The sequence below is a fragment of the bacterium genome (assembly GCA_030704665.1).
Lineage (GTDB): Bacteria > Patescibacteriota > Microgenomatia > Woykebacterales > RBG-16-39-9b > JAUYID01.
This window is the reverse complement of the sequence record JAUYID010000009.1, coordinates 727,938-744,526: the sequence shown is the minus strand read 5'-3', so window position 1 is coordinate 744,526 and position 16,589 is coordinate 727,938. Positions and strand designations below refer to the sequence as shown.

General features: G+C 42.6%; 19 protein-coding genes. 4 read left to right on the top strand and 15 right to left on the bottom strand.

From position 1 onward, the window contains the following. Nucleotide 1: 1 nt before the first annotated feature. The 3 genes from pyrH to Q8P13_04335 form a co-directional block, all read right to left on the bottom strand. Complete coding sequence (gene pyrH, locus Q8P13_04345) at nucleotides 2-685, bottom strand: UMP kinase (GenBank protein MDP2671656.1); 684 nt, start codon at nucleotides 683-685, stop codon at nucleotides 2-4. A 55-nt stretch (nucleotides 686-740) separates the two neighbouring features. Further along, the gene (tsaE, locus tag Q8P13_04340; GenBank protein MDP2671655.1) at nucleotides 741-1,139 is read right to left on the bottom strand and encodes a tRNA (adenosine(37)-N6)-threonylcarbamoyltransferase complex ATPase subunit type 1 TsaE; all 399 of its coding nucleotides are present in this window, start codon (nucleotides 1,137-1,139) and stop codon (nucleotides 741-743) included. 106 nt (nucleotides 1,140-1,245) lie between these two features. Further along, entirely contained in the window at nucleotides 1,246-1,710 is a 465-nt protein-coding gene (locus Q8P13_04335; GenBank protein ID MDP2671654.1) for a hypothetical protein, read from the bottom strand. A 164-nt stretch (nucleotides 1,711-1,874) separates the two neighbouring features. On the opposite strand from Q8P13_04335, the gene Q8P13_04330 reads away from it, so the two are divergent. Then, entirely contained in the window at nucleotides 1,875-2,789 is a 915-nt protein-coding gene (locus tag Q8P13_04330; protein MDP2671653.1) for a hypothetical protein, read from the top strand. A gap of 41 nt (nucleotides 2,790-2,830) precedes the next feature. Here the strand turns inward: Q8P13_04330 and Q8P13_04325 are convergent, their stop codons facing one another. After that, on the bottom strand, nucleotides 2,831-3,997 hold the full coding sequence (locus tag Q8P13_04325; protein MDP2671652.1) for a lamin tail domain-containing protein: 1,167 nt from the start codon (nucleotides 3,995-3,997) through the stop codon (nucleotides 2,831-2,833). 113 nt (nucleotides 3,998-4,110) lie between these two features. Here Q8P13_04325 and Q8P13_04320 point away from each other — a divergent pair, with 113 nt between their 5' ends. Next, complete coding sequence (locus tag Q8P13_04320; protein ID MDP2671651.1) at nucleotides 4,111-4,812, top strand: hypothetical protein; 702 nt, start codon at nucleotides 4,111-4,113, stop codon at nucleotides 4,810-4,812. A 1-nt stretch (nucleotide 4,813) separates the two neighbouring features. Further along, nucleotides 4,814-5,377: a hypothetical protein gene (locus Q8P13_04315; GenBank protein ID MDP2671650.1), complete on the top strand. Its 564-nt coding sequence runs from the start codon at nucleotides 4,814-4,816 to the stop codon at nucleotides 5,375-5,377. Between the two features lie 118 nt (nucleotides 5,378-5,495). Here Q8P13_04315 and Q8P13_04310 read toward each other — a convergent pair whose 3' ends face one another. From Q8P13_04310 to prfB, 5 genes are all read right to left on the bottom strand, one after another. Further along, a complete protein-coding gene (locus Q8P13_04310) occupies nucleotides 5,496-6,395 on the bottom strand; it encodes an IS1595 family transposase (GenBank protein ID MDP2671649.1) in 900 nt (299 codons plus the stop codon). Nucleotides 6,396-6,469: 74 nt separating this feature from the next. Then, nucleotides 6,470-7,609 carry a peptidoglycan DD-metalloendopeptidase family protein gene (locus tag Q8P13_04305; protein MDP2671648.1) on the bottom strand — a complete coding sequence of 380 codons (1,140 nt, stop codon included), beginning with the start codon at nucleotides 7,607-7,609 and terminating at the stop codon, nucleotides 6,470-6,472. A 6-nt stretch (nucleotides 7,610-7,615) separates the two neighbouring features. Then, nucleotides 7,616-8,497 carry a permease-like cell division protein FtsX gene (locus Q8P13_04300; protein MDP2671647.1) on the bottom strand — a complete coding sequence of 294 codons (882 nt, stop codon included), beginning with the start codon at nucleotides 8,495-8,497 and terminating at the stop codon, nucleotides 7,616-7,618. Then, entirely contained in the window at nucleotides 8,494-9,192 is a 699-nt protein-coding gene (ftsE, locus tag Q8P13_04295) for a cell division ATP-binding protein FtsE (GenBank protein ID MDP2671646.1), read from the bottom strand. The genes Q8P13_04300 and ftsE overlap by 4 nt, the downstream gene beginning before the upstream one ends. Nucleotides 9,193-9,260: 68 nt before the next feature. After that, a complete protein-coding gene (gene prfB, locus Q8P13_04290; protein MDP2671645.1) occupies nucleotides 9,261-10,340 on the bottom strand; it encodes a peptide chain release factor 2 in 1,080 nt (359 codons plus the stop codon). A 113-nt stretch (nucleotides 10,341-10,453) separates the two neighbouring features. Between prfB and Q8P13_04285 the strand changes: the two genes are divergently transcribed. After that, nucleotides 10,454-11,329, top strand: coding sequence for a M23 family metallopeptidase (locus tag Q8P13_04285; GenBank protein MDP2671644.1), 876 nt, complete (start codon nucleotides 10,454-10,456; stop codon nucleotides 11,327-11,329). Here Q8P13_04285 and Q8P13_04280 read toward each other — a convergent pair. The 6 genes from Q8P13_04280 to Q8P13_04255 all read right to left on the bottom strand — a co-directional run bounded on the left by Q8P13_04280 (nucleotide 11,326) and on the right by Q8P13_04255 (nucleotide 16,501). Next, entirely contained in the window at nucleotides 11,326-11,736 is a 411-nt protein-coding gene (locus Q8P13_04280; GenBank protein MDP2671643.1) for a hypothetical protein, read from the bottom strand. The two genes, Q8P13_04285 and Q8P13_04280, sit on opposite strands and share 4 nt — an antisense overlap. Before the next feature lie 87 nt (nucleotides 11,737-11,823). Further along, nucleotides 11,824-12,906, bottom strand: a complete 1,083-nt coding sequence (locus Q8P13_04275; protein MDP2671642.1) for a hypothetical protein — start codon at nucleotides 12,904-12,906, stop codon at nucleotides 11,824-11,826. Then, nucleotides 12,903-14,132 (bottom strand): bifunctional glycosyltransferase family 2/GtrA family protein, encoded by a 1,230-nt coding sequence (locus tag Q8P13_04270; GenBank protein ID MDP2671641.1) that lies wholly within the window; start codon nucleotides 14,130-14,132, stop codon nucleotides 12,903-12,905. The genes Q8P13_04275 and Q8P13_04270 overlap by 4 nt, the downstream gene beginning before the upstream one ends. Before the next feature lie 60 nt (nucleotides 14,133-14,192). Beyond that, complete coding sequence (locus tag Q8P13_04265) at nucleotides 14,193-14,804, bottom strand: hypothetical protein (protein MDP2671640.1); 612 nt, start codon at nucleotides 14,802-14,804, stop codon at nucleotides 14,193-14,195. 183 nt (nucleotides 14,805-14,987) lie between these two features. Continuing rightward, nucleotides 14,988-15,866, bottom strand: a complete 879-nt coding sequence (locus Q8P13_04260; GenBank protein MDP2671639.1) for a hypothetical protein — start codon at nucleotides 15,864-15,866, stop codon at nucleotides 14,988-14,990. Next, nucleotides 15,866-16,501 carry a DUF5671 domain-containing protein gene (locus tag Q8P13_04255; protein ID MDP2671638.1) on the bottom strand — a complete coding sequence of 212 codons (636 nt, stop codon included), beginning with the start codon at nucleotides 16,499-16,501 and terminating at the stop codon, nucleotides 15,866-15,868. The genes Q8P13_04260 and Q8P13_04255 overlap by 1 nt, the downstream gene beginning before the upstream one ends. Nucleotides 16,502-16,589: the final 88 nt, after the last annotated feature.

The following is a 16,589-nucleotide window of genomic DNA, read 5'->3' as shown; positions in this document are numbered from 1 at the left end:
ACTAGCTTATCTCAGTCCCGACGAAGTCTTTGCCTTCGAGTGCAGCTTTGAAATTCTCAAGATTGTGACCATTCATTATTAAAACCTTGATCCCGGCTTCGTGAGCTTGCTGTGAAGCGATGGGGTCAAAAGGAGCGTTGAGACCTGGTTTCCATTCTGAGCCAACGATTTTGCGAAAATCTTGCCAACTTATTTCTCCAATTGGTTTGGCATCGGGAAAAGCTTTCGGGTCTTTGTCATAAACTTGATCTACGTTGGAGAGATTAATTACCGTCTTTGCACCATATTTTTTGGCAAGCATGATCGCGTCGTAATCAGTTGAATGGCCTGGTTTCCACCCTGCCCCGACAGCGATCGGCTCAGTGATTGGCTCATCTTCGTTGTAATGAGTAACAAGTTTCAAGTGAGCGTGGTCACGAAAAATAGTCCGGATCAGCTGGGCGTTGAGGTGGGTGGAATGAATTCCGAGCCAGTCAATGTCTTCGTGATCAAGAAGGCCAATCTCGGTGGCTGCCTGTTGATAATGACGGCAGATGGCGCCACCTCCACAAACAATAATAAAGCGGTTTCCTTTTTCGATGAACTGCAGTATCAAAGCTTTAAATTTTTTTAGAAAAGAAACATCAATACCATCCTTCGGATAGATCAGGGAGCCGCCAAGGGAAATTATTTTGAAATCTTGCATAGTTTCCTACTAGTATAGCAGTTAATCTTAAAATTAATTTTAGCTATTCAAACTTCTAAACCTTGATCTTTCTTTCGTTTTCTGAAGCTTTTTCAAAATAGATTTTGACCGGGTCTTTTAACTTACTAATAATCTTTTCCGGCCACTCGATGACTATCGTGGCACCCTTTTCTTCCAAAATTTCCTCCAAGCCCAGGGCAGAAATTTCACTTTCCTTTTCCAGGCGATAAAGATCGACATGATAAAAGTTGTTTTCCGTGTAAGGTCGGATAAAAATGAAAGTTGGCGAGAGGACTCTTTTTTCTATTCCTAGTCCTTGTGCTAAACCTTGAACAAAGTGAGTCTTACCGGCTCCAAGCTCACCAAAGAGAACAATTACTTTCGATTTTAAAGAGCTCGCCAAGGTTTTTCCAAGTTGCCTGGTTTCCTCTGGGCTTTGAGTTAAGTATTCCATGACTAAAAGAGTTTACAACAAAAAAGGGTCTTTAAGAAATTGGTTTGGCTGGACCGCCCTTAGCTCCGAATTTAAGAGCGGTCCAGGTCTGTAGCAGAGTTGGGAACTACTTGCGCGGGCTGACTCGACGCCGGCTTTGGCGGGGAGTAAGGTGCTTCGAAGCACTCAAACGCTCTCGCAAAGAGACAGTTTTCACTGTTCCTGCGCCGCCCGGGTAAGCTGAGCTGTCTTCTTTGGGGAGCGGACCAATAAAGATCCCTTCCCCGAAAGGATGGGAGTCGGTGTACTTTAAGTCTTGGTTCCATTTGCCCAAGAACGAGGTGAGGCCAAGAACTCTTAAGATTCTTCTAGACCTTGAAGACTGTTCGTTCCGGGACAGCCAAGCCTTCAGGACTTCGCCCGTGGCTTCTTCCAGAGTGAATCCGAGTAGGTTGCCGCTAGCATAGTTGAAACCACCAACCCGATGATCGTTAAAGCAGATGTCATTCGTGCTTACTTCCAAACCGACGTTTTTGAGAATCTGCCGCAGGCGTCGGGCTGGAACTGCCTTTAGATTAACTTTGAAAAGCATCTCCCCCTCCCAGAAGAAAAATCGGCTTTAGCTTGAGTTGATGGGCTTTGCCTTAAAACTAGCCTAATTGAAAGCCCTTTTCAAGGGGCCAAATAAGGAAAAAATTGCCTTTTGGGCGTATAATTAATAGTCACAAAAACGACTTAAGGAAGGGAGAGAGGATCATGAGAGGGTTCATTTTCTTGGCCACTTCAGTGGTCTTGATTGCAGCTGCTTGTGGTGGGGGGAGTAAGCGCCTTGTCGAGCAGCCGTCGGTTCCCCAGAGAATCGCTGGTACAGGTTTGGAGAAGCTGTCGATCTGTGCCGACGATGAGGTCAAGCTGACGGACGAGCAACTTCAGGTAGCTGAAAAAGCGCTCAAAGGTGTCGACGGCCTGCTTGAGATCAAGTGCCTGAGTTGGTACGACAGTGTTGGCGACGATTACCTCTACCGGGTTCACCTGATCGCCGTTCGTAAAGAGGGAACCTCAGAGGTCGAAGAAGATGGTATCTTTGACCTGATCAAATCTCAAGGGATTTGGAGTGTCGATGCCAGTGACATCCACTTCACCGCTACAGCCGAGCAGCAAGAGAAAAATGCTGCTGCTACGGCTCAAGCCGAGGCTGATCAACAAGCAGAGGAGGCAGCAACTATTGAGGTAGGGGGTGGCTTTGCCACTTTGCTCGCAGGAAAAGTCAGCTTCGAACGGGTGGACAAGCCCTACAACAACCAGTTCTGGAGGGATGAGGTTACCAATGTCCCCGTTTTCGTGATCCGGGGTTGGGTTTTCAACGACTCGGACCGGGACATCAACTTCAGTCTCAGCGCCACAATACTTTTGGCTGATGGCGTAGAGGTCTCATACTCAAGCACAGATTCTCTCTGTGGGGAAGACTCCGGAGGCACTTATCAAGCTCGAGCGGGAGTCCCCCATGAAAATGACGATTGGGTGGTCTGCCCGGTTGGTGAGGCACCAATCGAGTTGCCGGCGAGCGCGGAAGAGTTTCTCGACTTTGTCAACGCCGCCCGCCTCATCAAGGTCTGCTTGGTCTATGAGGACGGGAGTGTTGGTACCTGCTACATACCGGGAGATAAGTAGAGAGTAGATCGCACGAGCAGTTGCTGGGTTTTCACACCCCCTCAACTGCTCTTCGCGTTTTTAGAAAAGATTTTTCGGAAAAATCCTGATTTGATCCCAAAAATAGTTAAAGAAGTTACTAGCAAAAAACCTCCAATCACGACCAAGATCCAAAAGAAACCCTTTGGGGATTCAGAAGCAAAAAGATTTTTGACCGGACTAGCTTGCTTTCCGGAGTGGCTTGAGGCAGTTGCTTCCAGAGGGGTAAGAACATCAAGTGAATAGTTGTCGCTTTTGGGATTTTCCGTCAGAGAAGACTTACTGGTATCCGTAGAGCCAAGGACTTCCCCGGTGTTGATAATGTTCGCTGCTGCCGGAGTCGGGGTCAGGGTTTGTTGCCAGATACCGGAAGAGCCTTTGGCAAAAGAAACCCCCTTGGTTGTTTCCCCGAAATTTACCACGTCAGCTTCTGAGCCGTCAGGTTTGAGGAGACGAAGGCTGTCCCCGGAATTGTTTAGCTTCGAAGGTAAATAAAAAACTTTATAGCCAAAGCCGGCGATAGTTGAGTTTTCCTCAAGCGTCAGTGGCGAAGAACCGGCGGGACCATCGTCAATTTTCCAACCGTAAAGATCAGCGCTAGAGCTGGCCAAATTGCGAATTTCGACCCATTCTTTCTCCCCTGTTTCCGGATTGGGCATAAATTCTGACAAGGCTAGCTTTAAGTTAAGCTTTGGAGTTGGGTCGGTTGAGCCAGTATTACCATCCGAGTCGGAATCTTGGTTTGGAGGTGCCGCCTCGACATTGATATTAGCCGTTTCGCTCTGAAGAGTAGTTTTTGTGTCAGTTCTTCTCACGGCTATCCGAATTAAATTTGATCCTAGGACAACGTTACTTGAAGTTTTGGCTGTTAAACTAGCGGACAAAGTACCAGCAGAGTTTGTTGTAAAAACTGGAAAAGAAGTCCAAGCATCTGAATCAGTTAACCATTGATCTGATGCTGAGTTGTAAGTTTGCCCATATTTAAGATTGCTTGTCTCGGTACCAAGTCTTACCTTTGCATAGTAGTTGTAATTTGGATCAAGACTAAGGCTGAAACTTACTGTAAAATTTTCAGTCGCTTTTACTGTGTCTGGAACGGTAGGAGCAGGCAAGGAACTAGCCAAGGCTTGCTTCGAGAAAGCAAAAACCAAAATTGTTGAAAAGAAAAAACTGAGCAGTTTTTTGGACACGAAAGATAAATTAATGAAAATTTAGCGCTAAGTCAAGGGGTTTTTTTGGCACCTATACCATGAGAACAAGGACTAGTAAATTCATTAAAAGTTTGATAAAATTCGTTCCACTTATGGCTGAACGAAATTTAGTTATAAATAAATACGAGGTAGCTCTTTTCCCAAAAGATTTTTATATTTCTGATTTAAATATCCTGTTAGAAGAGATAAGGGATGGGGTTGATGTATTTTCTGATGGAAATAACATTATTTTACCAATTCCAAGCACTGCCCCTCGTGAAATACCAAGGCTTTTACTTAGATCCAAAGATAATTCAGTTGCGTGCAATTTGAGTTTTGACAAAATAAACATTCAGTGGATTAATCAAACGGAAATATCTTCCTTTTCACTTCCATTAGATAAAATTCAAGATTTAGTCGGGAAACTCTCTGACATTATATTTCATCATAGTCCTTCCCAGAACAAAATGAAAAGGGTTGGGTATATAAAGGAGATATTCTTTCTTTCCCAAAACCCTACCAAGGATATCTCAGAAACTGTTTTTAAAGAAAGGCTTACAGAGAATTTAAGAACTTTCCTCTTCAATCTAACATTCAATTTAACATTGAATAATATTGATTGCAATCAAGTTGTTACTATCGGCGATGGAATAAAAAATGTGGGTAATAAGGGAAAAGTAATAATGTTGATGAAAGATATAAATACTCGGCAGGACAAAGATATGAATTGGGATTCCGAAAAAATTAAGACGTTTATACAAGAAGCTGATAATAAATTAGATAAAAAAGACATGTATTCAAGTATTTTTGATTAAAATGCCAAAACCATCAGAACCGATACCAGAAACAACAAAGCCTGAAAGCAGTAAAATCCCAACTACGGGTAGTCCAGAAATTGTAGAAACTTATCCCCAAATTGAAGCACTAAATGAATTTTCCAAAACCCTTCAGAATGAAGTAAAAACTCTTAGTGATAAACAAAATGATATATTAAAGGAGTTTAACAGCCAGGAAGATAGAGTAAAGAAAGTGGAAGATAAACTCGATGAGAATAGAACACAACTTATAGAGACGTTGGGTTTGTTCGTTGCCCTTTTCACTTTTATATCTATAGAGTTCTCTTTATTTAAGCAGGTTACTGTTTTTTCAGCGGCTGTTTCTTTAACCTTAATTTCCGCTGGTTTACTTACATTTTTTGTTCTACTTCTACACGTTGTTCTTAGAACTGGTAAAAATGCGGGCTCAATAGTTATTTATATAGTGCTAACACTCTTAATTATTGGGTTGATATTTTTCGGTATAAATTTCAATAATTTTTATTCAAAGGGAAATTACCTTATTAACACCGCCACATCCTCTGCTATTCAGACACCTAAGTGATATAATTGTGTTGTGAAGAAAAAACCTCTTTCCCAGGATATAAAACTCAAAGAGTGGCTTAAGCAAGGTGGTCGGGAAGACGCAAAAAAAGACTTCCTTAAAGTTCTGAAAAAAGCCTCTACTCCTCAGAAATCTTCAAAACCTTAACCTCTGCAACCTGTGCCAAAAGTAGATCAAACATTCCGCCGCCTACATTTCTGTTAGAATAACGGAAACCAAACTCATCAACGTAGCTTTGCAGGTACTTCTTGCTTACCACTCGGTACACGCCAGTAATTCCACGCTTTAGGTGAGACCAAAAGTTCTCGATATTTTGAGTGTAAACGTCACCATAAACGAAAGTCTTTTTGTGGTTTACCCAAGAGTGGTTGTAGCCCAAGCGGTTAAGTTGTTTGTACGAGCCGTACTGGTCAGTGTAAATGGTAGCTTTAGGGCTAACGTGGTCTTTGATTTGGCGAAGCAAAGTGTACTTGCCAGTATTTGGAACGTGCTTGAGATAGATTTTACCCTCTCTTTGCACCATACCCATAACAACCTCTTTTTCCTCGCCCTCAACGCCCTGTATCCACTTTCTTGCCCTGTTCTTTGCTTTACCACCCACAAAGGTTTCGTCAATTTCAATAATTCCGTCTAACGGCTCACCTGAATTGTCAGCCATTAAGGCTCTAATCTGCTTAAACATTCTCCAAGCAGTCTTGTAAGTAACTTCGAGCATTCTTTCCAGTTGTTTAGCAGAACAACCAGAACGGGTTTGTACCATTAAGTACATTGCAAAGAACCACATATCAAGTGGCGTAGTAGTTTTCTCAAAAATAGTTCCTGCTAATGGGTAAATTTGGTAGCCACAGAACTTACAGGCATAAGCGGTTCGGTCTGAAACTTTGTAGAAAACTGAAAGCCTTTTGCATTTTGGACAATCCATTTCATCTGCGAAACGTAGCTTCTTAATAGCTTCCAAGCATTGTTCGTGCGTACCATATTTTCTCTTAAATTGTCTGAGGCTAAACTTAGTGTTCATTAGCCTCACTATAGCATACTATTTACTTGTTGTCAAGGGATAAGTGCCGTTTTTTTGAAGTTAGCTAAGTTTTTCTAACGAATGTGCCAATATAGGGTTTTGCTTCCGTCTGAGTGGTCAATGACAATCCCACGTGCCGGTGGGTGCCACCAGGCTCCTGGGCAGCCGTAACTGTTTCTATCAACTATCAGTCTAGCTTGGCCGGCTTTGGCCGCATAAACTGGAGAATTAGATCCGGAGCTAATATCAATAGCTGGATGCCCTCCAGGTCCATAGATGGCCCAGTTTGCATTTTGTCCAAAGTATTGGTTAATCTGGTAACCTCTTTCTGGTTGACCTAATTGACCGCTTCTTAGATAAGGCAGTGGATCAACTGCTCTTCCATTAATACGGTATTCGAAGTGTAGGTGGGACCCACTAGAACACCCTGAGTTGCCTTGAAAGGCGATGATCTGACCGCGGGTGACGTCCCCAATGATGACTCCGCCACCACCCAAAGCGACCAGAATTTGAGCTTGTTCAGCCTTGGCTTGAGCGAGCAGACTTTGGTAGGTGATTTCGTTGTTTTTCGTGACTCTCAGCAGATAAGACTTTTGGGATTTTTGATCCGACAAAGAATTTTCCTGGGAAACAAGTTGGGTTTTCAGCTTTTCGGTGTCAGACTTTTGCTTGTCCAGATCTTTTTTGTCTTGACTGATGCCGTCACGTACTTTTTTGAGGTTGTTCATCAAGTTAACGTCTGATTGATGAACGGCGTCGGCATACTTTTGTCGGATGAGAAAATAGTTGACGTTGTCGCTAGTTAGAAGATTATCAAGTGGTCCGGAGAAGCCTTCCTTGTAAATCTTTCTGATTCGGCTGTCAGCCACATCGTTCATGTGGTTGTAGTCTTTGACCGCGTTTGCCAGCTTCTTTTTGGTCTTCTTAATTTTGTCCGCCAAGAGATCGAGGCGATCGTTAGTTTCCTCGATTTGAAGGTTGGTTAGCTCAATTTGGTTGTTAGCATAAGAAATTTGGTTGGCTAGACTGCGTTCCTGATTTTGAGCGTTACTAATATTTTTCTTGAGCTGTTCCTGTCTTTTTAAATTACTGTTTAGGTCCTCGAGCAAACCACCCGAGTTTTGAGGAAGACTGGCCGCAGAAAGGGGTACCTGTATCCAGGGGCCGAGAATAAAAAGGGAGATGATTGTCAGAAAGAACAATCTTTTTTTCATAAGGATCTAAACTTTTAAGTATTTTCTCGTCGCAATGTAGGAGCCAAGAGTTCCAACAAAGATTCCTACCCCTGCCTCAGCTGCCAAGAGATAGGCGTAGTTGGTCCAAGGAACAGGAACAAGAGAAAACTCTCCCAGATAGCGCGAAACAAAGGGACTCAGCCAAACCATTGCTCCAATGGTCGCCAAAGTAGATAAAAGAGCTGATACCAAACCATAAAGAGCTCCTTCAAAGAGGAAAGGAGTGCGTATGTAACGTTCAGTTGCTCCGACCAGTTTCATGATCTCAATTTCTTCTTTGTGGAGAGAAATATTCAGTCCGATGACCACTAGAGTGACAAAAATAGAAGTTAGCATCAAGAAAACAATCGAGCTCATACCGACCAAACGGATCGCTTTTGTCCATTTAGTAAGATTGTCGATCAATTCTTTCAGAAAAGCTACTTCTTCAACTTGAGGCTCGGCGGCAACTGCTTTGGCGACTTCATCTTGATCCTCAATGTTTTTGGTGGAGATCTCCAAAGAAGAGGGTAAAATATCAGCAGTAACAAATTCGGTCAGTTCTGGCTGAGATTTGTTTCTGCTTTTATAAATTTCTAGCGCTGCTTCTTTGGAAACGTAATTTACCGAAGATACCTTTCCGGTGGAGTTTAAACTTTCCTTAATTTCTTCAACTTGGGTATCAGTAGTGTCATCTTTCAAAAAAGCAATTACTTGAGGTCTAGATTCATAGTAACTTAAAATTTTGTTGGAGCCAAAGCTAATCAAGACAAAGCTTCCGCCCACCAAAAAAGTGAGAAACATGACGGCTATGGCTCCCGCAGCATTGTAGGGGTTGCGCGTTATTCTCTTAAAAGTAGTTGAAAAGAGTCGTTGTAAAGTTTTCATTTTTTCTCCTCCTTGGTTTCTTTCGATTCCTTTTTCGGTTTGGTGTCGCGGGCGATTTTGCCTTCACGGATTTCAAGCATCCGGTGCGGGAGACTGCTCGTAATATCAAGATTGTGAGTAGCCATGACAATAGTAGTTCCTAGTTTGTTGAGCTTGGCGAGGAGTTGCATCACTTCCCAGGCACTTTGAGGATCAAGGTTGCCGGTTGGTTCATCAGCAAGAAGTACTTCAGGTCTCTGGACCATTGAGCGGGCAATAGCAGTGCGTTGTTGTTCACCACCGGAAAGTTGCCAAGGAAAGTGCTCGGCTTTGCTAGCCAAATTGACTAGTTTAAGAGCCTCATGACTAGTACGAGAGACCTCTTCGTCGGCAAGACCGATTATTTCCAAAGGAAAGGCGACATTTTCAAAAACAGTTCTTTGGGGTAGAAGTTTAAAATCTTGAAAAATTGTTCCCACGACCCGACGAAGATGAGGAACGCGGTTCGATGGTAGGGAGGTTATTTCGGATTCGCCAACGAATATTTGTCCTTGAGTAGGAAGTTCTTCGCGAATCAAAAGTTTGAGCAGAGTAGATTTTCCTGCTCCGGAAGGACCAATCAAAAAAACGAACTCTCCGTCCTCAATTTCCAAATTTATATCCGAGAGGGCATTGGTTAGATTATATTGCTTGGAGACTTCATCGAAGACAATCATCAGTTGGAGATTTCACCATAGCAAATTTAGCCACAAAAAGCAACTTTACTGGCGGCTGCTCTCTCGAGTTAGAGCCTCAATTCAGCCTCAATAAACGGCTCCAAATGACCGTCCAGGACTTGGTTTGGGTCAGTTGAGACGAGTCCAGTACGCAAATCTTTCACTTGTTTGTAGGGGTGAAGGACATAAGAACGAATTTGATTGCCCCAGCCTGCGACTTTGAACTGACCTTTGAGCTGTCTTTCCTCTTTGGCCCGTTTTTCTTCTTCAAGAGCGTAAAGTTTGGCAGTGAGGAGCTTAAGAGCATTTTCCTTGTTTTGGAGCTGACTTCTTTCCGATTGAGCTGTGATGACAAGACCAGTTGGTTTGTGACGTAGTCTGACGGCGGTGTTTACCTTTTGAACATTTTGCCCGCCCGGACCAGAAGAGCGAAAAGCCTCCATTTCAATTTCCTCTGGATTAAGTAAAGTTTTTTCTGCTTGTTCAATGACAGGTAAAACTTCGACAAGGGTAAAAGAGGTTTGGCGAAGGGCGTCAGCATTAAAAGGGGATTGCCGAACTAAACGGTGAGTTCCAGCTTCATTTTTCAAAAGACCGTAAGCTTGTTTGCCTTTTATTTCAATCGTTGCCGATTTTATTCCGGCTTCCTCACCTTTGGTTTCTTCGATAAGATGGCTTGACCAGCTCTTTCTTTCAGCAAAGCGCAGATACATCCGCAGCAGCATAGCGGCCCAATCCATCGCCTCAGTACCGCCTTGACCGGAATGGATTGAAAGAAGAGCGTCTGCTTTGTCATAGGGACCAGACAAAAAGGAAAGACTTTCGATTTTGTCTAGTTTTTTTCCTACCTTTTCAATTTCAGATTCGAAATCGATTGTTTCTTCCTGATTTGAAGTTTCCAAATCTGCTAGTTCTGACAAGGTTGTCAGTGTCTCTTTCAAATCTTCGAAGTCAGCAACCTCAGTTTTTAAATCAGACAGTTGCCGCATCGTTTCTTGGGCAGAGAGAGTATCCGACCAGAAATCACTTTTGAGAGTGTTTGCTTCCAAAGAGAGAATTTCTTTTCTTTTTTCAGCCAAAACCGCTCCCGAAATTAGACTGTCTAGCCGTTTAGTGAGCTGCTTTATTTTTTGTTTGTACTCTTCCATACTCAATATTATATACGCTTAAGTGAATTTATCTAGAATTTCTCAAAAATTTTTGACAAAAAGACTCAAAAGTGATAGATTGTTGACCTGAAATCCCCCGAAGCAAAATCTCAATGAGTTCAATACACTATTTGGACAATGGATTTCTGTGGGGAAAAGCCCCCAGAGGTCCGCAAGTCCAAGAAATAAAACCAAGGGAAGTAGTTTACTTCCATGATTTTCACCAAGCTCGAAAGAGTAAGTTTTTCGGTATTGATAAGAAATTGTTCCCCTACCTAATCTCAGAATTGGTCAAATACTTTAAACTAAATTTGCTTACCAGCAAAAAATTGAGACCTTACTTTCCAAGCAAAACTTCAAGCTATTTTTCTCCGAGAATGTTCTTTGTACCTTCCTTGCTTTCGGCACTTGGGGTAGTTTTACTGTCAATTTCCCTACTTTCGCCGGCGACTTTGTTTTTTGCACCCAACACCAACGCGGCTTCGACTAGTTACCCGCCTCAAGTGGTCGAAACACAAACGTCTACTCTGGTTAGCAAAGTGGAGACAGAAGCGGAAATAAAGGCTTCTAATATAAAGCCGCCCACGAACACCTCCTTTTCTTCTGGCGTAGTGAGTCTGCCAGAAGGTCTTTCGAGATCTCTTCACTGGCCCGCAAGAGGCTATATCACCACCTATTTTTCCTCTTCCCACTCAGGGATAGATATTGCGGCTAGTTATGGAACACCGATTCACCCCTTTATGGAGGGGGTGGTGAGCTCAGTGAATCACTTCAATGGTGGTTTTGGCAATCATGTGATCATCAAACACAACGGTTTTGAATCACTGTATGCTCACCTGAGCTCCACCAACGTTGTAGTTGGGCAAATAGTCAAAGCCAAGACTGTCATTGGTTGGGTTGGTGTTAGCGGTTGGGCAACAGGACCACATCTTCACTTTGAGGTTTCGCAGTCCGGACAAAACATCAACCCACTTTCAGTTCTACCCTAACCTTTACTTTGGTAAAGAAGAGATAAAACCGAGCCCCAAGCCAAGTGAAGAACTAGACTAAGGAAAAGACTAGCTCCGGCTGGGTCTGGATAAACAGCCTCTTTGAAAAAGTTCGAGACTCCTCCAAGGACCAGGAGAAGAACCCAAATTAAAGCTCCAAAGATGGCTCCCCTTACTACCGCACTTCCTGGCAAAAAAGCGTCAAACCAGTAAGTGAAGATATAGGCAAAGAAGATACTCAGGACTATGGCGATGATCCAAACTCCGAGGACATTGTTGGTCAGAGAAAGAACTGGTGACCAACCACCGGAAGTTCCGAGAGCGCCACTGACCAGAAGTCCAAAGACCGCTGCTCCCAAACCAGCTCTAAGAATACGTGCTTCCAAGTTTTTTTCACCCCCAATCAAGAGGCAGCTATTTTGAAAAAAACGTCTTGAATTGTGCTAAACAAAAGACGTTAGTAAAGTTATTATCGGACCTTTTTTATCCACTAGTCAAGGGGTTTTCCTAAGAAGAGATTTGCCGCTAGGGCGGTAAAATTTTAAAAAGAGAGTTATCCCAATTGATATTACTATCATCACAATCGCTTCTAGCAAGAGAAGGAAAGAAAAACTTTTTAGGAGGTAAAGAACGACCCCAACCAGAGGGCCGATATCTATGCCTGCTGGTAAGCCAAAGAAACGATCAATTGTTGAAAGGAGGAAATTTTTACTCAAAAACAAAAAAATTGCCAGAGAGATCAGTAGGGGAACAAAAGCAGTAGTAAAGAGACCCCGACTGATCCAGCGCAGGCTAGAACGGTAGTTTTTCAACCAAAGCAAGGCGACCAAACAAAGAGAAAGCAGACTTAGGGAAAACCCCAGCAAGATAAATAAATTTGCTTTTCCAAGCCCGTCGCGAATTGAATTTAGTTTTATAGATTTCAAATCCTGTGAGGGATTTGGAGATACATGGCCTGCTTCTCCCTTTGTAGTCTCACTTGGAACAAGAGTAGCCTTGTTGTTGTCAATTTTTACTTCAGCCGGGAAGCGGTCAAGCAAACTTTCTCTTATTTCTTGAGCCGGTATTTGTTGGTAAAGCTGAGCCAAGGTCGTGCCCTCAGCTCGACAGGAAGGAAGACCTTCTGACTCTTGTTTTTCCCCTCCCGGGTCGCAAAGCGGTAAAGAAGAAAAATAGTCCAAAAAAGCAGTTTCAAAGTTGTTTTCCAAGGTCTTTTTGTATTTGGTCAGATCAAGACTAAAGGCTAGGGTTTGAGTTTTTCCATCAAGGTAAGGAAGTAAATGATCCAAAATTGTTTCTGTGTCTTGCTGTAGAGATTTTGGATCAACCAATTTTATCGAGACTTTTTGGGCTAAAGTACCTGCGTTTTCAGAATCAGCACCGTTATTTTTCAGGGCTTGTAAAACTACAGTTGGCAAAAAGCTGGTCACGACACTTTCATAGGCATTGTTTTTGACCAAGGATTCCTTGATCGTCTCTGGATTGAGGAAAACTAATTTCAAGTCGTAAGCAAAGAGACTAAGACTAAAAAGGATACTGAAAATAGAAATCAGGAGAAAAGAAAAAAAGCTTTTCAAAGTACGAACTTCCCCTGATTCAAATAGAAATAGATAAAGAAGAGAAAGACGATCAAAGTAGAATAAGCAAACCAGCTCAAAAGATTGCGCTTTTCCTCACTAAAAGCCCAACGACTATTCAGAACATAGTTAAAGACAAGGACTACGGGGATTGTCAGTGCTTTGGCAAGTAAGTCTCCCAAACCGAAGTATTTGTGCAAAATCAGTAAACTGTTTTGTGACAGAGCAAGCCCACCGAGTTGAATAAGTTGAAAAATCAGAAAACGCGACCAGAGTGGTTGACGAGACTTTCTCTCCGAAAAAGTCCAAAGGTTGTTCCAGAAAAAACTCCAGAGAATGGCCACCTCGACATTGATCGGGTTCGCAACCAAAGCATCTAGGCTCAGTTTTTTGGTTAAAACAAAAAAGAGTCCGTAGTCAACGATCGTGTTGCTGACTCCGACGATGGAGAAGCGCCAAAAAGTTCGGTGGTGATAGATTAAATAGTAAATTTTATCAGCCAAAGAACCATCGAGACGACCGTGATACATCCGGATTTTGATCAGATCCAGAAACATTTTGGTTGAGTCAATGATCGGATTGACCGTGCTTCTTTTGTCATTGAACCAGAGGACAGGCACTTCAGCTATCTTTAGGTTTGTTTTCTGGGCTTCAAAGAGGAGTTCTACGTCAAAGCCAAAATCAAAGATCTTTTCCTGCTCGAAAATTTCGCGACAAGAGCTCATCTTGAAAGCTTTAAAGCCGCATTGTGTATCAACTATTCCCCGGACTGTAAAAATACGGACCAGAATATTAAAACTTCGTCCCATGAGTTCGCGCAGAAAGCCTTGATGTTGCAGTACGGTTGAGCGATCAAGGGCACGAGAACCAATGGCGATGTCGAAGCCTTCATCACTAATTTTTTTCAGGAGTTTGTCGACTTCTTCAATTGGGGTAGAAAAATCAGAATCCGTAAAGACTGCAATTTCTCCTTGAGAAGCTAAAATTCCTTTGTTGACTGCGTAGCCTTTACCCGCAAAAGGACTTTTCTCAAGCTTCAGAACCTTAAAGTTGGGGATTTTGTTGGCAAAAGACTGCGCAATTTCGCTGGTTCTATCAGTACTAGCATCGTCAACTAGTATGACTTCAAAATCACCATTTCTTTTTTCCAAAAAAGCAGCTAGTTTTTCAAGGGAGTTACCAATGCGGTCTTCTTCATTGTAGGCGGGGATAATTATTGAAATCATTTTGCTATTTCCGTCCTATGACCATTTTATGGCCCAATGCAGGTCTGGTGATTGAAACCATTATTTTATAGTGAATTTAAAGCTATTAATCATTGAAGTAAATTCGGATTCGTTAGATTCTTCTGGCAAGGGAGTGTGATTGTGTAGCTCGATAAAATGCGATTTTGTCATAAAAATTACGTTTGTTGTTTTCCCTACCAAACTTACTTTTAAACCGGCTACCCCGTCGATAGTAACACTGGTTTTTTTAAAGGAGCTTTTTCCTTTTTCCTCAACTAGAGCGAGACTAGCAGTAAAATAATCATTTAATGAGTAGTTTTTTTCTCTGAGCAAAATACTTAGCACATAGCCTTTTTCTGCATCGTCACCAATGAGAAGAGCCGAAACATTGTCCTCTTTGCCCGTTGCTACAGCTTCGTATGGAGGAGTGTTAGTTGGGACTCTGGGTTTTTTGTAAGAACTTAGATAACTGAATTCAAAGCCGACGACAGTGTTTTTGTAGGTTGCCCAAGAAGTGGTTTTGCTTTTTGTGCTCTCAGCTGAAGCGATCTTGTTTTTTGCACTTTCGGTGGTAGAGGAAGCTTTACGACTGATAAAATTTACCCCGCCCCAAACGTCCACCCCGACAAGAAAAAGAAGTATAGGCAAGAAGAACAGAAGCTTTCGGTTCACAAATTAATAATATATGTATCTAGGAGAAGAAGCAATAAATTCTCGGCAAAAAGCTTTTTTTGCAGATAGAAAATTTATTGACAACATTTCGCACTATTTATTGGTGAGCTTCTTTGTTCAATGGGCCGAGGGTCAGACCCATTTCAGCAGGACTAGGGCCAAATTCACCAGCCATCTTTTTGGTCAATCACTAACGTAGCTAATCTTGATCTTTTTCCAGTACAGGTAACCAGTTGTTGCAGGAGCGGCTGTAATTTTCAATATCTTTATTTTTTCGTCTGTGGAAACAGCTTTTGTAGAGGTTGCTGAGGAGACAGCAGTATTTTTTACCAAAACCAGCGTTTTGTCTTGGTTTGTTACCCCACTCGCGCTCCAAGTGTAACAAGCGGATGACAGACAGCTGGCAAAGGTGTTGGAAATGCTAGACAATTGAACGGGTTTTTTGAAAGAAATAGTGACTGTGACTGGAGTAGCCGAGTAGTTGATTAGGCCGTACTCTGTGGTACTAAGACTGAAAAATCCGTAAGGAAAATTGCCACCTGTATTTTTTTCTGCGTTTGAGTAGACATAATCAATTTTCGAATCTTGGATCGTGGTTGATTTGTAGTTATAGCTAGAACTATTTTGGCTGACAGTCAGGGAAAAACAGTGACGTCCTTTCGGGTGAGAAAAGTCAGTGTTTGAGGAGTTGGAGTAACTATAAGCTGATTTGGCAGTTGTTTCGCTCGGGGCGGAGAAAGTAGCACAGAGTTTGTAAGAAGTTGTGCTCGTGACCGAATACTCATAGTCCTTGCCGGTGTCGGGATCTTTGGTTGAGTTCCTAGAGCTACCATAATAGTAGTCGGTGTTTGAAGAAAGATCAGAGAGAGTTGAAGGTAGTTTGCCGTTGCGGTTGTAGTAGCTCTCAATTGAGTATTTGAGGTTGCTGAGGTTGCTGACGCGAGTTTGGTCGAACTGCTTGCCCCGAGCATCAAAAGGAGAGCCTGTCAGACTAAAACCATAGATGACAGTACCTAAGGCAAGGAGGGAAACTATGGCAATCGCTAAATAAGTTTTTTGCATCAAGTGCGACGATCTTCACGAACCTCCAATAATAGGTAAGCAAAGATTGATCCAGCGACAAGAAAAGTTACCGCTAAGTGAGCTAGCGATCGGGAGGTCGTTTCCCCTCCCAGAAGGCGGTAAATTTCCAGAAAAAGGTTCCAGATCATGAGAAGAAAAGTTCCGAAGAGGGTGATGTAAATGAGAAGTTTCCGCACCCCAAGATTGCGAACCACTGGTTTTTCGGCAAGTTGCTTTTTGGCCATGACAAAAAGAGTCGCAAAAATAGGGAAACCGACGATCAAGGCTGCCAAAAAACCGCGCAAAATTAAGGTATCAAAAGAATTGCTGTAGCTATTGCTTAGATCCAGATTGTCCTTAAAGGTATTGTTGACCGCGATATGAAGAATTCCCCCAATCGCAGTAGCACTCATGTAAAGCGTAATGAAGAGAATAATATAGTGAAAGGCGACCCACATTCCCAGACGAGGTACTGGAGGTGGTGGAAGAGTTGCTGCCTCGGTTTTTGGGGCTAGAGCGTCAGCGACGTCGTTTGCCCCCCAGCCAGATTTTATCAGTTGATCTTTGATTGTCTCATCGGGAATTTTTTGTTCTCGGGAGGTAGTGATGTATTTTTCTAGATCAGGATTGGGCATGTAAAGAAATTATAATAGCAATTCTTTGAAAAAAGCAAATTTGGTTTTTGAAACAAACAAACAGACAATCTAGTCAAAAAAGATCATC

Excerpts from the sequence above, each read along its gene's own strand:
- pyrH (MDP2671656.1), bottom strand. The coding sequence starts at position 685 with ATGCAAGATTTCAAAATAATTTCCCTTGGCGGCTCCCTGATCTATCCG.
- Q8P13_04270 (MDP2671641.1), bottom strand. The coding sequence starts at position 14,132 with ATGATTTCAATAATTATCCCCGCCTACAATGAAGAAGACCGCATTGGT.
- tsaE (MDP2671655.1), bottom strand. The coding sequence starts at position 1,139 with ATGGAATACTTAACTCAAAGCCCAGAGGAAACCAGGCAACTTGGAAAA.
- ftsE (MDP2671646.1), bottom strand. The coding sequence starts at position 9,192 with ATGATTGTCTTCGATGAAGTCTCCAAGCAATATAATCTAACCAATGCC.
- Q8P13_04305 (MDP2671648.1), bottom strand. The coding sequence starts at position 7,609 with ATGAAAAAAAGATTGTTCTTTCTGACAATCATCTCCCTTTTTATTCTC.
- Q8P13_04255 (MDP2671638.1), bottom strand. The coding sequence starts at position 16,501 with ATGCCCAATCCTGATCTAGAAAAATACATCACTACCTCCCGAGAACAA.
- Q8P13_04315 (MDP2671650.1), top strand. The coding sequence starts at position 4,814 with ATGCCAAAACCATCAGAACCGATACCAGAAACAACAAAGCCTGAAAGC.
- Q8P13_04330 (MDP2671653.1), top strand. The coding sequence starts at position 1,875 with ATGAGAGGGTTCATTTTCTTGGCCACTTCAGTGGTCTTGATTGCAGCT.
- Q8P13_04310 (MDP2671649.1), bottom strand. The coding sequence starts at position 6,395 with ATGAACACTAAGTTTAGCCTCAGACAATTTAAGAGAAAATATGGTACG.
- Q8P13_04320 (MDP2671651.1), top strand. The coding sequence starts at position 4,111 with ATGGCTGAACGAAATTTAGTTATAAATAAATACGAGGTAGCTCTTTTC.
- Q8P13_04260 (MDP2671639.1), bottom strand. The coding sequence starts at position 15,866 with ATGCAAAAAACTTATTTAGCGATTGCCATAGTTTCCCTCCTTGCCTTA.
- prfB (MDP2671645.1), bottom strand. The coding sequence starts at position 10,340 with ATGGAAGAGTACAAACAAAAAATAAAGCAGCTCACTAAACGGCTAGAC.
- Q8P13_04300 (MDP2671647.1), bottom strand. The coding sequence starts at position 8,497 with ATGAAAACTTTACAACGACTCTTTTCAACTACTTTTAAGAGAATAACG.
- Q8P13_04335 (MDP2671654.1), bottom strand. The coding sequence starts at position 1,710 with ATGCTTTTCAAAGTTAATCTAAAGGCAGTTCCAGCCCGACGCCTGCGG.
- Q8P13_04285 (MDP2671644.1), top strand. The coding sequence starts at position 10,454 with ATGAGTTCAATACACTATTTGGACAATGGATTTCTGTGGGGAAAAGCC.